Origin of the sequence: Pseudonocardia halophobica (genome assembly GCF_050948485.1) — a bacterium.
Taxonomy (GTDB): Bacteria; Actinomycetota; Actinomycetes; order Mycobacteriales; family Pseudonocardiaceae; genus Pseudonocardia; species Pseudonocardia halophobica.
In genome coordinates this window covers 1551336-1564945 of sequence record NZ_CP192046.1, presented here as the reverse complement: position 1 = coordinate 1564945, position 13610 = coordinate 1551336, and the positions used below count along the sequence as shown (strand labels likewise).

General features: G+C 72.9%; 11 protein-coding genes. 6 read left to right on the top strand and 5 right to left on the bottom strand.

The window, feature by feature from the left end; genetic code table 11:
* The first annotated feature begins 374 nt into the window (after positions 1-374).
* The 6 genes from ACQP04_RS07600 (at position 375) to ACQP04_RS07575 (ending at position 8548) form a co-directional block, all read left to right on the top strand.
* Positions 375-2267 (top strand): molybdopterin oxidoreductase family protein, encoded by a 1893-nt coding sequence (locus ACQP04_RS07600; protein WP_433506345.1) that lies wholly within the window; start codon positions 375-377, stop codon positions 2265-2267.
* Positions 2267-4102, top strand: coding sequence for an NAD(P)H-dependent oxidoreductase subunit E (locus tag ACQP04_RS07595; protein ID WP_433506344.1), 1836 nt, complete (start codon positions 2267-2269; stop codon positions 4100-4102). The genes ACQP04_RS07600 and ACQP04_RS07595 overlap by 1 nt, the downstream gene beginning before the upstream one ends.
* Positions 4099-5034 carry a 2Fe-2S iron-sulfur cluster-binding protein gene (locus tag ACQP04_RS07590; protein WP_433506343.1) on the top strand — a complete coding sequence of 312 codons (936 nt, stop codon included), beginning with the start codon at positions 4099-4101 and terminating at the stop codon, positions 5032-5034. Before ACQP04_RS07595 ends, ACQP04_RS07590 begins: the two co-directional genes overlap by 4 nt.
* 103 nt (positions 5035-5137) lie before the next feature.
* A complete protein-coding gene (locus ACQP04_RS07585) occupies positions 5138-5962 on the top strand; it encodes a HalD/BesD family halogenase (RefSeq protein WP_433506342.1) in 825 nt (274 codons plus the stop codon).
* Positions 5963-5975: 13 nt separating this feature from the next.
* Positions 5976-7733 carry a choline/carnitine O-acyltransferase gene (locus tag ACQP04_RS07580; protein WP_433508326.1) on the top strand — a complete coding sequence of 586 codons (1758 nt, stop codon included), beginning with the start codon at positions 5976-5978 and terminating at the stop codon, positions 7731-7733.
* Entirely contained in the window at positions 7730-8548 is an 819-nt protein-coding gene (locus ACQP04_RS07575; RefSeq protein ID WP_433506341.1) for a class I SAM-dependent methyltransferase, read from the top strand. Before ACQP04_RS07580 ends, ACQP04_RS07575 begins: the two co-directional genes overlap by 4 nt.
* 177 nt (positions 8549-8725) lie before the next feature.
* Here ACQP04_RS07575 and ACQP04_RS07570 read toward each other — a convergent pair whose 3' ends face one another.
* From ACQP04_RS07570 to ACQP04_RS07550, 5 genes are read right to left on the bottom strand one after another with little or no spacing between them, the layout of a single operon-like run.
* Positions 8726-9535 carry an MBL fold metallo-hydrolase gene (locus tag ACQP04_RS07570; protein ID WP_433506340.1) on the bottom strand — a complete coding sequence of 270 codons (810 nt, stop codon included), beginning with the start codon at positions 9533-9535 and terminating at the stop codon, positions 8726-8728.
* Positions 9532-10494, bottom strand: coding sequence for an NADPH:quinone reductase (locus tag ACQP04_RS07565; protein ID WP_433506339.1), 963 nt, complete (start codon positions 10492-10494; stop codon positions 9532-9534). Before ACQP04_RS07565 ends, ACQP04_RS07570 begins: the two co-directional genes overlap by 4 nt.
* Positions 10491-11459, bottom strand: a complete 969-nt coding sequence (locus tag ACQP04_RS07560) for an NAD-dependent epimerase/dehydratase family protein (RefSeq protein WP_433506338.1) — start codon at positions 11457-11459, stop codon at positions 10491-10493. The genes ACQP04_RS07565 and ACQP04_RS07560 overlap by 4 nt, the downstream gene beginning before the upstream one ends.
* Before the next feature lie 4 nt (positions 11460-11463).
* Entirely contained in the window at positions 11464-12273 is an 810-nt protein-coding gene (locus tag ACQP04_RS07555) for an SDR family NAD(P)-dependent oxidoreductase (RefSeq protein ID WP_433506337.1), read from the bottom strand.
* On the bottom strand, positions 12270-13586 hold the full coding sequence (locus ACQP04_RS07550; protein WP_433506336.1) for an MFS transporter: 1317 nt from the start codon (positions 13584-13586) through the stop codon (positions 12270-12272). Before ACQP04_RS07550 ends, ACQP04_RS07555 begins: the two co-directional genes overlap by 4 nt.
* Positions 13587-13610 lie beyond the last annotated feature (24 nt).

Genomic DNA, 13610 nt, shown 5'->3' with positions numbered 1-13610 from the left:
ATTCGGACACCCGGTCCGGCGGGCGAGCCCCCGTCAACCTTCTCTTGACGACCGTGGCGTCAATGCTAAGTTGACGTTTGTTGACGAGGGGTGACGCCGAGAGGCTGGGGAGGTGCGCCGTGGCCAAGAAGAAGGACAAGAAGAAGAAGGACAAGAAGAAGAAGTGAGCCCTGCGGGCTCGCTCCGTCGAGCCCGGTGGCGCCGCGACGATGCGGTCCGGCGCCACTCCCGCGTCCCGGGGCGGGCCACGGGATCACGGTCGGCGGCCCTGGCCTGTCGGACGGGTCGAGTTGCCCGCGCCCCCGTGTGCGGAGTCGCATTTCTCACTAGGCTGGTCGCGGCTGGTCCTCGCAGTCCGAGCAGGAGGTCGCCCGATGCCGCGCCGCCCCCGCCACGTCCGCCTCACCGAGCCGCTCGTCCGTGAGGACGGCGTGCTACGCCCGGCGAGCTGGGACGAAGCACTCGACCGCGCCGCCGCCGGGTTCCGCGGCGTCGCCCCCGAGGCGTTCGGGATGTTCAGCTGCTCCAAGGCCACGAACGAGATGAACTTCGTCGCGCAGAAGTTCTCCCGGGTGGTCATGGGCAGCAACAACGTGGACTCCTGCAACCGCACTTGACACGCTCCCTCGGTCGTCGGTCTGACGGCAGTGTTCGGAGCGGGTGGCGGGACGTCGGCCTACGTCGAGGCCGAGGACGCCGATCTGCTGGTCCTGTGGGGTTCCAACGCGCGCGAGACGCACCCGATCTTCTTCCACCACGTCCTGCAGGGCCTGAAGAAGGGCGCCCGGATGTGGTCGGTCGACCCGCGGCGCACGTCCACGGCGCAGTGGGCGGACGGGTGGCTGGGCCTCGACGTCGGCACGGACGTCGCGCTCGCCAACGCGATCGGGCGGGAGATCATCCACGCCGGCCTGGTCAACGAGGTGTTCGTCGAGCGCTCGACGACCGGGTTCGAGGATTACCGCGCCACGGTCGAGCCCTACACGCTCGAGCGTGCCCAGGAGATCACCGGCGTCGACGCCGACCTGATCCGCGGCCTGGCGCACGCCTACGCCCGCGCCGACCGCGCCCAGATCTGCTGGACGCTCGGCATCACCGAGCACCACAACGCCGCCGACAACGTGTTCGCCCTGATCAATCTCGCGCTGCTGACCGGGCACGTCGGCCGCTACGGGTCGGGCCTGGTGCCGCTGCGCGGGCAGAACAACGTCCAGGGCGGCGGTGACATGGGCGCCATCCCGGCCAAGCTGCCGGGCGGCTACGACCTCGGCGACGAGGAGGCACGGGCCCGCTACGAGCGGGCGTGGGGCGTGCCGATCTCGCCGAAGCCGGGGATGCACCTGTCCGAGATCTTCGAGGCGATGGATACGGGCACGCTGCGCGCGCTGTACTGCATCGGGGAGAACCCGGCCGAGTCGGAGGCCAACGCCGCCCACGCCCGCCACCTGCTGGAGGGCCTGGACCACCTCGTCGTCCAGGACATCTTCCGGACGGCCACGGCCGAGCTGGCCGACGTCGTCCTGCCCGCCGCGGCGGACTGGTGCGAGTACGAGGGCACGGTGACCAACTCCGAGCGGCGCGTCCAGCGCGTCCGCAAGGCGCTCGACCCGCCGGGGTCGGCCCGCCCGGACTCGCACATCATCTGCGGCGTCGCCGAGCGGATGGGGCACGCCTGGGGCGAGCCGACCGCCGAGGAGGTGTGGGACGAGCTGCGGTCGCTGTCCCTGAACTGGCACGCCGGCATGTCCTACGCCCGCCTGGACGCGCTCGGCGGGATCCAGTGGCCGTGCCCCGACGAGGACCATCCCGGCACGCCGACACTGCACACCCGGCTGTGGGCCGAGAACCCGGAGGAGCGCGGCCGCCTGGCGCCGTTCATGCCGGTGGAGCACGCCGCCCCGCTCGACGTCCTCAGCGAGGACTTCCCGATCCGGCTCACCACGGTCCGCATCCTCGACGCCTACAACTCGGGCGTGCAGAGCGGCGGGTACTCCTCGCCGATGCGGCGGCGCGAGTCGCTGCGGATGGACGCCGGGGACGCGGCGGAGCTCGGCATCGCCGACGGCGAACGGGTGCGGGTCGTGTCCCGCCGCGGCGCGGTCGAGGCGCCGGTGGCGTTCGACCCGTCCCTGCGGCCGGGCCTGGCGTCGTTCACGCCGCACTTCTCCGAGGAGGTCGACATCAACGTCCTGACCAACGACGCGTGGGACCCCAAGTCGGGTACGTCGGAGTTCAAGGCGACGGCGATCCGCATCGAGAAGATCTGATGGACCTGCGCCTGTCCGGCACCGCGCCGACCGAGGCCGAGCGCCGCGCCGTCGACTCGGCGTTCGCCGCGCACCGGTCGCCCGACGACGTGCCGGGCGCCGACGTGCGCTTCCCCGACTCGGGGCACGCCGCCCGGGGCCGCCGGCACATCCTGCTGCCGGCGCTGCACGCGGTGATGGACGAGGTCGGGCACCTCACGCCGGGCGCACTGAACCACGTCGCCCGGGTGCTGTCGGTGCCGCCCGCCGACGTCTACGGCGTCGCCACGTTCTACGCGATGTTCAGCGTCACGCCGCGGGCGCCGCACGTCGTCCACGTGTGCGACGACGTGGCGTGCGCGCCGGCCGGCGCCGAGGACGTCATCGCCGGGCTGGCCGAGGACCTCGGCGAGGAGGGCGAGGGCAAGGAGGTCTGCTGGGTGCGCAGCCCGTGCCTGGGCCTGTGCGAGCGGGCCCCGGCCGTGATGCTGCAGCTGGCCAAGCGGCCGGACGTGAGCGTCGCGCCCGCCGCGATCGGGGGTCTGCGGGCGGAGCTGGACCGGATCGCGACCGAGGAGCCCGCGGAGGTCCCGGCCGCCGACGCCGCGTTCGCCGACGTCACCGTGAGCGTCCCCCAGGCCGGGCAGCCGCAGCTGACCCTGCTGCGTCGGGTGGGCGTCGTCGACCCGGAGAGCATCGACGACTATCGCGCCCACGGCGGCTACGAGGCGCTGCGGCGCGCGGTCGAGATGGGCGCCGAGCGGGTCATCCGCGAGGTCTCCGACTCGTCGCTCACCGGGCGCGGCGGGGCCGCGTTCCCGACCGGCGTCAAGTGGGACGGCGTCGCGCGCGCCCCGAGCCGCCCGCACTACCTCGTGTGCAACGCCGACGAGTCGGAGCCCGGCACGTTCAAGGACCGCGTGCTCATGGAGTACGACCCGTTCGGGCTGATCGAGGCCATGACGATCGCCGGGTTCGCCACCGGCTGCGAGCGCGGCTACCTCTACATCCGCGGCGAGTACCCCCTCGCCACGCGGCGCCTGGAGCATGCCATCGAGACCGCCCGGGCCCACGGGTACCTCGGCGACGACGTGGCGGGGGACGGTTTCCGCTTCGACATCGAGCTGCGCCGCGGTGCCGGCGCCTACATCTGCGGTGAGGAGACCGCGCTGCTCAACTCGATCGAGGGCCACCGCGGCGAGCCCCGCAACAAGCCCCCGTTCCCCGCCACGAGCGGGCTGTTCGGCAAACCGACCGTGATCAACAACGTCGAGACGCTGTACAACGTCCTGCCGGTGCTCGCCGTCGGCGGCCAGGTCTTCGCCGGTGTCGGCGGCGGCCGCTCGACCGGCACCAAGCTGTTCTGCGTGTCCGGCGCGGTCGCCACACCCGGCGTCTACGAGGTGGAGTTCGGCACCACGCTGCGCGAGCTGCTGGACCTGGCCGGGGGCGTGCGCGGCGAGCTGCGGACGGTCCTGCTCGGCGGCGCGGCGGGCGGGTTCGTCCTGCCCGAGCACCTCGACGTCCCGCTCACGCTCGAGGCCGCGCGCGAGATCGGCGCCACCCTCGGCTCCGGGGTGGTGCTGGCGTTCGACACCCAGGCCGACCTGACCGGGACCCTGCGCCGGATCGCGGCCTTCTTCCGCGACGAGTCGTGCGGGCAGTGCGTGCCCTGCCGGGTCGGCACCGTCCGCCAGGAGGAGGCGCTCGCGCGGCTCACCCGGGGCGCCGCGAAGGGCCCGGAGCTGACGCTGCTCGACGACCTGGCCCGCGTCATGCAGGACGCGTCCATCTGCGGCCTGGGGCAGACCGCCCCGGCCGCCGTCATGTCCGCACTGAAACTGGGGCTGCTGTGACGACCGTGCTGCTCGGCTCGATCTCCCGACTCGTCACCGTCACCGTCGACGGCCGCGAGCTCCGCGTCCCCGAGGGATCGACGATCCTCGACGTGCTGCGCGAGCAGGGCGTCGAGACGCCGACGTTGTGCTGGGCGCCCAACCTCACGCCCATCAACGCCTGCCGCGTCTGCATGGTCGAGGTCGAGGGCTCAAGGGTGCTCGTGCCGTCGTGCGCACGGAAGGTCGACGACGGCATGGTCGTGCGCACGGACACCGAGAAGGTGCGCCACAGCCGTCGGATGGTGCTGGAGCTGCTCGCGTCGTCCACCGACATGACCCAGGCGAGCGCGGACGTGCAGCGCTGGATGGTCGAGTACGGCGTCGAGCCGGACCGGTACGGGCCGCCCGCCCCCGCCGAGGAGGACCGCGCGGGCCGCCGGCCGGGGCACCACCACGCCCCGGACGGCTCGACGGCGGCGAACGTCGCCCAGCCGGTCAAGGTCGACAACGACCTCTACGTGCGCGACTACGCCCGCTGCATCCTCTGCTACAAGTGCGTGAAGGCGTGCGGCACGGACGCGCAGTTCACCTTCGCGATCTCCGCCGCGGGCCGTGGGTTCGACGCCCACATCGCCACCGAGTACGACGGCGAGCTCCCCGACTCGGCGTGTGTGTACTGCGGCAACTGCATCGGGGTCTGTCCGACGGGCGCGCTGAAGTCGGTCCGCGAGCACGAGCTGCGCGAGGACGGGGACTGGCACCCCGAGTCGGAGACCGTGACCACCACGATCTGCTCGTTCTGCGGGGTGGGCTGCAACCTGGAGCTGCACGTCCAGCAGGGCAGCATCGTCAACGTGACGAGCCCGTCGGACCACTCCGTGACCCACGGGCACCTCTGCATCAAGGGCCGCTTCGGCTTCCAGCACGTGCAGAACCTGCCCGAAGCCTGAGCGCCGCCCCGGGACCCCTGCGGTCGGAGAGTTCTGGCCCACCCGGCGAGCCGCTACGTTCCGCACACCGACGCTCGCACGACGACGTGAAGGGTGGGGCCGCGTGGACCCGACGATCGTGGACACCGACCGCTATCCGCTGGACGACCCGGGCCTGGTCGACCGGGTGCGGGCCGATCTACGCGAGTCCGGGTGCTGTGTGCTGCCGGGGTTCGTGCGGGCGGGGCAGGTCGAGGCGTTGCGCGAGGAGGGCCGGGCCCTGGCGCCCCTCGCCCACCACGAGACCGAGATCGTCAACGTGTACAACACCGCCCCGGACCCCGCGCTCCCGGCGAGACACCCGGCACACCGGCTGATGGAGCGGGGCAACGCGTTCGTGGCCCGGGACCGGATCCCGGCCGACGCGCTGATCCAGCGGCTCCACCGCGACCGCGCCGTCCAGCGGTTCGTCGCCGCCGCGTTCGGCCTGCCCGAGGTGTTCGCGCTCGCCGACCCGCTGTCGGGCCTGGTGCTCAACGTCGTCGTCCCCGGCCGGGAGCACCCCTGGCACTTCGACACCAACGAGTTCACCGTCAGCCTGCTCACCCAGGCCGCGGAGGCCGGTGGGGCGTTCCAGTACTGCCCCGGCATCCGGTCGCCGCAGGCCGAGAACCTCGACGCCGTCTCCGCCGTCCTCGACGGTGACCACACGGCCGTCCGCACCCTGGAGCTGCGCCCCGGCGACCTGCAGCTCTTCGCCGGCCGGTACTCCCTGCACCGGGTCAGCCCGGTCGAGGGCGGCCGGGACCGGCACACCGCGATCCTCGCCTACAGCCGTCGGCCCGGGGTGGTCGGCACGGCGACCCGGACCCGGCAGCTGTTCGGCCGCGTCGCCGCCGCCCACTCGGTCCGCACCGGCGCCGGCCGCGTCGACCGGCTCCTGATCTGAAGGACTCCCGGTGATCCTCTCCCCCTTGACCTTCGGCAACGAGGACGCCCTTCCGCGGGTGCCGCTGCCCTCCCTCGAGGACACGGCCCGGCGGTTCCTGGAGTGGTGCGCACCGCTGCTGACCGACGACGAGCGCGCCCGCACCGAGAAGGCCCTCGACGAGTTCCTCGCCGCCGAGGCCCCGGAGCTCGACGCCGCCCTGCGCGCCTACGACGCCACGCCCGGCGTGCACAGCTGGCTGGACGCGTTCTGGCGCTCCCGCTACCTCGGCCGCCGTGACCGGATCGCGCTCAACGCCAACTTCTTCTTCCTCTTCCAGGACGCCCCCGGTCTCGGCCGGATCGAGCGCGCCGCCGAACTGACGGCCGCCACCGTCGCCTACAAGCTCGCCGTCGACGCCCAGGCCGTGTCGCCGGCGACCCAACGCGGCGCGCCGCTGTCGATGGAGCAGCTCAAGTACCTGTTCTCGGCCTGCCGCATCCCCGGCCGCGAGATCGACACCAGCCGCACGCCCTACACCGCCGCCTGGCCGGGACCGTCGGCCGAGCGGCACGTCGTGGTGTTCCACCGCGGCCACGTCGTCCGGCTCGACGTGATCGCTCCGGACGGGACGCCGCACTCGGCCGCCGAGATCGCCGAGGGCCTCCGCGCCGTCGTCGCGGCCACCGCCGAGCGCGGCGACGGCGTCGGGAGCCTCACGACCAAGGCCCGCGCGGCCTGGGCGGAGAGCCGCGACGCGCTGCGCGAGCACAACGCGGACGCCCTCGAGACGATCGAGACCGCGCTGTTCTGCATCGCCCTGGAGGACGCCGTCCCGGCCGAACCGCGCGAGGCGTGCGACATCCTCCTGCACGGCGACTCCGGGAACCGGTGGTTCGACAAGTCGCTCACGCTGATCGTGCTCGGCGACGGCACGGCCGGGCTCAACGGCGAACACTGCGAGCTCGACGGCACCACCGTCATCGGCTACGTCGACACGATCCTCGGCGCACCGACCCCGGACCTCCCCGGCGCGGGCCCGGCCGTCGTCACGCCCGTCCGCTGGCGGCTCGACGACGCCCTGCGCGCCGACGTCGCCCGCGCCGGATCCGAGTTCGCCGACTTCGCCGTAGCCTGTGCCACCTCGACCCTGACGATCGAGGGCTTCACCAGCAGGCGGGCCAAGGAGCTGCGCTGCTCCCCCGACGCGTTCGCCCAGCTGGCCTTCCAGCTCGCCCACCGCCGCGCGAAGGGCCTCACCGGGACGACCTACGAGTCGATCGCCATGCGCCGCTTCCACCACGGCCGCACCGAGGCCATGCGCGTGGTGACGCCGGAGATCGTCGCGTTCGCCGACGTGATGACCGACCCGGCCGCGGACGACGACATCCGGCGGGCCGCCTTCCGCGCCGCCGCCGAGGCCCACGTGCGACGGGCGAAGGAGTGCCAGGCCGGGTACGCCCCCGAGCAGCACCTCTGGGAGCTCCAGTGGATCCAGCGCCGCCGCGGCGGCCCGGAGCTGCCGTTCTTCGACAGTCCGGGATGGACGATCCTGCGCGACGACTACCTCTCCACCAGCTCCGTCCCCTCACCGCGGATCCAGTACTTCGGCTTCGGCTCCACCAGCCCCACCTGCATCGGCGTCGGGTACGGGCTGCAGCACGACCGCTTCGACATCTACCTCGCCACCCCGCACGCGGTGGCCGACCGGATGCGCGTCTTCGCCGACCGCCTCCGCGAGGCCGTGGCCGAGCTCGACACCCTCCTCGCCGGGGAAGAGGCCCCCGGATGACCCCGGCGGCGCGGTCCGCGCGAACCGCGGCGTCCAAGGCCGACTTCAGCGGCATCTACACCGCGCCCGACCCGCGCGCCTACTTCACGGCCCTCGCGCCGCTGGAGTACCAGGTCCCCGAGCACGCCCTGCCCGTCGTCCGCGCCGAGATCGACGCGGCGGGCCGGGATCCACGGGCACGGACCGTGCTCGACCTCTGCTGCTCCTACGGCACCAACGCGGTGCTGCTCCGCACCTCGGTGGGGCTCGGCGCGCTCGCGGCGCGCTACACCAACCCCGCCCTCGCCGAGCTGTCCCCGGGCGCGCTCGCGGCCGCCGACGCCGCGTTCTTCGGTGTCCGGGAGGACCGCCCCGACGTCCGCGTCCTGGGCCTCGACGCCTCCGCCCCCGCCGTCGGCTACGCGTCCCGGGCCGGGCTGCTCGACCGCGGGTTCGCCGAGGACCTCGAACGCGCCGACCCCTCCCCCGGGCTCGCCGCGGCACTCCCCGAGGTGGGGACGGTGGTGTGTACCGGCGGCGTCGGGTACGTCGGCCCGCCCACCTTCACCCGCCTCCTCGCCCACCTGCCGTCGGACGTCCGGGTGGTGGCGTTCGTGCTGCGCGTCTTCGACTACGACGAGATCACCGGCGTGCTCGACGCCCACGGGCTCGCCACCCACCGCCTGCCCGGCACCGTCCGCCAACGCCGCTTCGTCGACGCTGCGGAAGAGGCCGCCGCGATCGCCGACGTCCGCTCCCGCGGCCTCGACCCGACCGGCAAGGAGGCCGCGGGCTGGTTCCACGCCGACTGCTACATCAGCCGCCCGCGCCCCTGAGCCGGTGGGTACGCCGGCGCCGGGAACGCGGCGTGGGCTCAGTACGCCACGATCCGATCCCGGGACACGTGGTCACCGGTCGCGTGACGGACCCTCACAAGCCTCCTACAGGTCGGCCTCCGCGCATGTCCGGCGGTCGTGCGGGGTGGGCCCCAGGGGAAGACGGCCCGATACCGATCACGGCGGGGCGCTGCTCTCGAAACGGAACTCGCGGAGGCCGTCGGCGGTGACCAGCCGCCCGAAGGACAGGCCGGGGAGGTGCGCGGGAGCGAAGGGATCGCCGGTGGCCGCGAGTTCGTCGGCGATCCGCGCACGGACGGCGTTGGCGGCCTCGCGGTCCACGTCGAACATCCCCTCCCACTCCGGGTCGGTGAGTTCGCTGACCGTGTGCACGACGTCCCCGAGCAGCAGGGCACGCTCCCCCGCGTCGCTCAGCACGAAGACGGTCGAGCCCGGGGTGTGCCCCGGGGCGGGGCGGGCGCGCAGACCCGGGAGCAGCTCGACCTCCTCGTCGAAGGTCTCGAGCTGCGTCTCGACGGGAGCCAGGACCTCGGACATGGACTCCTCCGCACCCGGCCCGTGCAGGAAGTACGCCCAGTCCGCGGCATGCACACGGTACGTGGCCCGTGGGAAGGTCAAGCGGTCTTGCGTCGTCGCCCAGCCGACGTGGTCCACGTGCAGGTGCGTGAACACGACGTCCGTGACGTCCTCCGGCGCCACGCCCGCCCCGAGCAGGTTCGCGGGCAGGTCACCGGTGGTGAAGGCCTCGTGGATGAACCCGTTCCCGGCGCCGAGGTCGACGAGCACCGTGCGGTCCCGGGCACGCACGAGGAAGGCGCCGATACCCATGTGGACCCGGCCCTCGGCGTCGAGCGGCTGGTGCGGGCAGTCCCATGCCGAGTCCCTGACGTGCCGCACCCCCATCTCCGGCCGCAGCCGCGCGTCGCCGTCCAGCACCGGCACCACCTCGATGCTCCCGATCCTCATGGCCGCACCACCACCTTCCCGACGGCACCCTGTTCCACCGCGTCGTGCGCCTCGGCCACCCGGTCCAGCGGAAACTCCGTGATCGGGAGGGCGCTCAGGGAGTCGAGGACCTCCGAGGTCCACCGCACAGCAGCGGCCAGCTGCTCCGCGGGCACGGTGTAGAGCAGCGCGAACATCAGCACCGCGTTCGCGCTCATCAGCGGCCCGCCCGGCAGGGTGAGCGTCTCGTCGGCGGCGTAGGTCGCGATCGTGCCGCCGCGGGCGAGCACCCGCAGGTCCAGGTCGAGGTTCGCCATCGGGGCGACCTCGACGATCCGGTCAACCCGGCCCACGGCCGCCAGGATCTGTGCCGCTGGGTCCTCGTCGGTGTAGAGCACGACGTGCTCGGCGCCCGCCGCCTCCGCGAGCGACTGCTTCTCGGGCGAGCTCACGGTCGCCACTACCCGGGCACCGGCGTGGCGGGCCAGCTCGATCGCGTAATGCCCTACCGCCCCCGCTCCCCCGGCGACAAGCACGGTCCGGTCCTTCAGCCCCTCCGGCGTTCCGCCGAGGCAGTGCGCCGCCGTCAGCGCGGGCACACCGAGGCAGGCGCCGAGGTCGTCGGAGGCGCTGTCCGGCAACGGAACCGCCCGCTCGGCGGGCACCACCGCGTACTCGGCGGCGGTCCCGAAGCGGTTGCGGTAGGCGGCGAGGTACAGCCACACCCGCTGCCCGACCGCGAGCCCGACGACGCCCTCGCCCACGGCGTCGACCACGCCTGCGCCGTCGTGGTGCGGCACCTGGAACCCGTCGGGGCGACGGGCGGTGAGCCCGGCCCGCCCCTTCCAGTCCGTCGGGTTGATCCCCGACGTGGCGATCCGGACGCGCACCTGCCCCGGACCCGGCTCCGGCACGTCCAGGTCGACGACCTCGAGCACCTCGGCCGCGGGGCCGGGGCGTCGGTAGATCGCCGCCCTCACCGGTGCGCCCGCACGTGCTCGACGTAGTGCCGGACCGCGCGCTCCGGGTCGAAGCGGGGTCTCCACCCGAGGTCCTCGGCGATCCGCGTGTTGTCCAGGACCATGTAGGCGCTCTCCTTGGCGTCCATCGGGTTCAGCCCTGAGCCGACGTCCAGCTCGGCCTCGGGCAGGACCGCCCGGATGACGTCCGCGAACTCGGCCACCGACAGCGCTCGTCCGCTGGACACGTTGTAGACGTTGTGGCGCAGCGTCCTCGGGGCCGCCACGACGGTGGTGATCGCCTCGGCGACATCGAGGACGTAGACGAGGTCGTCCCGCTCTTCCCCGCCGTGGTCGAGCGCGAAGGGTAGGCCGGCGGCGGGCAGCTCGATCATCGAGCTGTAGGCCGACACCAGACCGATGCCCACGTTCCCGCCGTGGCGCTGCAGCTTTCCCGGCCCGTAGATGGTGGAGAACCGCAGGCTGACGCACTCCAGGTCGGCGGTGCGGCCGTACCAGCCCAGGACGTCCTCGGCGGCGGTCTTGGTGATGTCGTACATCCCGCGCGGCAACCGCTCCCCGTCCTCGGTGATCGGCTCGTAGGTCGGGAAGCCGCGCTTGCCCGTGGTCGGCCCGTAGACGGCCTTCGAGCTGGTGTTCACCACCCGTCGGACACCCGCGGCGACGGCAGACGCACACACCTGTGCGGTGCCGCCGACGTTCACCGCGATCGCCGTGTGCGGGTCCTGCTCGGCGGCGACGAAGGCCGCGAGGTGCACCACGCACTCGGACCCCCGCATCGCCGTGGCCAGCGAGTCGGCGTCCCGGATGTCGCCGACGACCAGCTCGATCCGGTCCGCGACGTCCTGTACCAGGGTCAGGTCCTCGCGGTTCTCGACCACCACCACGTCGTGCCCGCGGCCGAGGAGCTCGCGCACCACCCAGGCTCCGTTGACCCCGAGCCCGCCCGTCACCGTCACCCGCATCGGCTCACTCCTCCCGCGCCAGCCGCCGGAACGACGGCACCATCGGCGCGTACGCCGACATCCCACCATCCACGACGAGCACGTGGCCGTTGACGAACGCGGCCTCCGGGGAGGCGAGGAACAACGCGGCCAACGCGACGTCGTCGGGGCGCCCGAGGCGCGGCGCCGCCATGTGCTCGGCGAGCACCTCGGTCTGCTCCGCGGTGTACATGCCCTCCGTGCCGGGCGAGACGATCGGGCCGGGCGCCACGACGTTGCACCGGATCCCCTGTCTGCCGTACTCGACGGCGATCGACTTCGACAGCCCGATCACGCCGGCCTTCGCCGTGGCGTAGGCGGGCCGCGACTCCAACGGCAGCCAGCCGACCAGCGACGACGCGTTGGTGATGCTCCCGCCGCCCCGCCGCAGCATGTGCGGCAGGGCGTGCTTCGCGGTGAACACGCAGCCCATCAGGTCCACGTTCAGCTGCCGTGCCCACACCTCGGCGTCGGCGCCCGCCACGGCGACGTCCTCGGGCACCACACTCCGGTTCGAGGCATAGTTCTGCAGGACGTCCAGGCCGCCGAAGGCCCGCACGGTGAACTCGACGAGCCCCTCGACCTCGGTCTCGTCGGAGACGTCCGCGGCGTAGGGCTCGGCGACGCCACCCTCGTCGCGGATCCGCTCGACCGTCGCACCGGCACCCGCCTTGTCGAGGTCCGCGACCACGACCCGCGCCCCCTCCCGCGCGAAGACCTCGGCGGTCGCGGCGCCGATTCCCGATCCCGCGCCCGTGACCAGCGCGGACCGGCCCGTCAGCCGCCCCGGGCTCACGAGTCCGAACTCCGCCGCACGGACACCGAGGTGACCACGACGACCAGCGTCACCAGACCGGCCGCGGTCATGTACCAGGCCGGGGAGAGCGTGTCGCCGGTCAGCTCGATCAGCAGGGTCGCGACGAACGGCGCGGTGCCCGCGAAGATCGCGGAGCCGAAGCCGTACCCGATCCCGAAGCCCGAGGCCCGCACCTTCGTAGGGAAGAGCTCCGCGAACAGCGCCGGGATCGCGCCGCCGAAGGCCGCCACGGGCACCCAGAGGATCAGCTGTCCGAGCAGCACGGACCCGAAGCCCCCGAGGCCCATGACCAACATGCTCGGGTACGGCAGGAGGACCGTCAGCACACAGGCGAAGACCAGGACCGCCCTCCTGCCGTGGCGGTCCGACAGGTGGCCGAACACGAGCACCATGAACACCCCGAACGTCGTGGCGAGGACGACGCTCGTCAGCGCCTGCACCGCCGGCAGCCCGAGAACGCTGCGGATGTAGGTGAGCACGAAGGCCTGCGCCGTGGCCGAGGCAACGCTGAATCCGATGCAGATCCCGATCAGCGTCAGGAACGCCCGCCAGTGTTCGCGGAAGAGCGTCCGCAGCGGGCTCTTCGCCCGCGCGTTCACGGCCTTGACCGCCTCGAACTCCGGGGACTCCGCGATCCGGTAGCGCAGGTACAGCCCGATGGCCAGCAGCGGGAAGCCGAGCAGGAACGGAATCCGCCAGCCCCAGCCGGTGAGCGCGTCCGCGGGCATCCAGATCGTGAGGACGAGGACCACGAGGGCGCCGAGCACGCTGCCCGCCGTCGAGGAGAAGAAGGCGAAGGACCCGTAGAGCCCGCGGCGGTGTCGCGGCGCGTGCTCCACCAGGAAGCTCGCGGAGGTGCCGAACTCGCCGCCGACGGACAGCCCCTGCAGCAGCCGCGCGACGCAGAGCAGCAGCGGTGCCAGCACCCCGGCCTGGGCGTACGTGGGCATGACACCGATCAGCACCGTCGTCACGCCCATGATCAGGACGGAGATCGCCAGCGGGATCCGGCGGCCGTGCCGGTCCGCGAGCCTGCCGAACACGATGGCGCCCACCGGCCGCATCACGAACCCGACGGCGTAGAGGGCCAGGGTGGAGAGGATCGCTGCCAGCTGGTCACCGGAGGGGAAGAACAGCTGCGAGATGACCGGCGTCAGCGAGGCGAAGATCGCGAAGTCGTAGAACTCGAGGGCGTTGCCGGTGCCCGCGGCGACGACGGACCGGCGGGAGAGCCCAGCGGGCGCCGCCGCCGGACGTGAACTCACCGCATCGGGCGGGGATGACTGAGACATCGTTGTCCTTAGCGCATCGGAGGG

Bases quoted from the DNA above. Each gene is read 5' to 3' on its own strand.
- ACQP04_RS07595 (WP_433506344.1), top strand. From the start codon at position 2,267: ATGGACCTGCGCCTGTCCGGCACCGCGCCGACCGAGGCCGAGCGCCGC.
- ACQP04_RS07560 (WP_433506338.1), bottom strand. From the start codon at position 11,459: ATGCGGGTGACGGTGACGGGCGGGCTCGGGGTCAACGGAGCCTGGGTG.
- ACQP04_RS07550 (WP_433506336.1), bottom strand. From the start codon at position 13,586: ATGTCTCAGTCATCCCCGCCCGATGCGGTGAGTTCACGTCCGGCGGCG.
- ACQP04_RS07570 (WP_433506340.1), bottom strand. From the start codon at position 9,535: ATGAGGATCGGGAGCATCGAGGTGGTGCCGGTGCTGGACGGCGACGCG.
- ACQP04_RS07575 (WP_433506341.1), top strand. From the start codon at position 7,730: ATGACCCCGGCGGCGCGGTCCGCGCGAACCGCGGCGTCCAAGGCCGAC.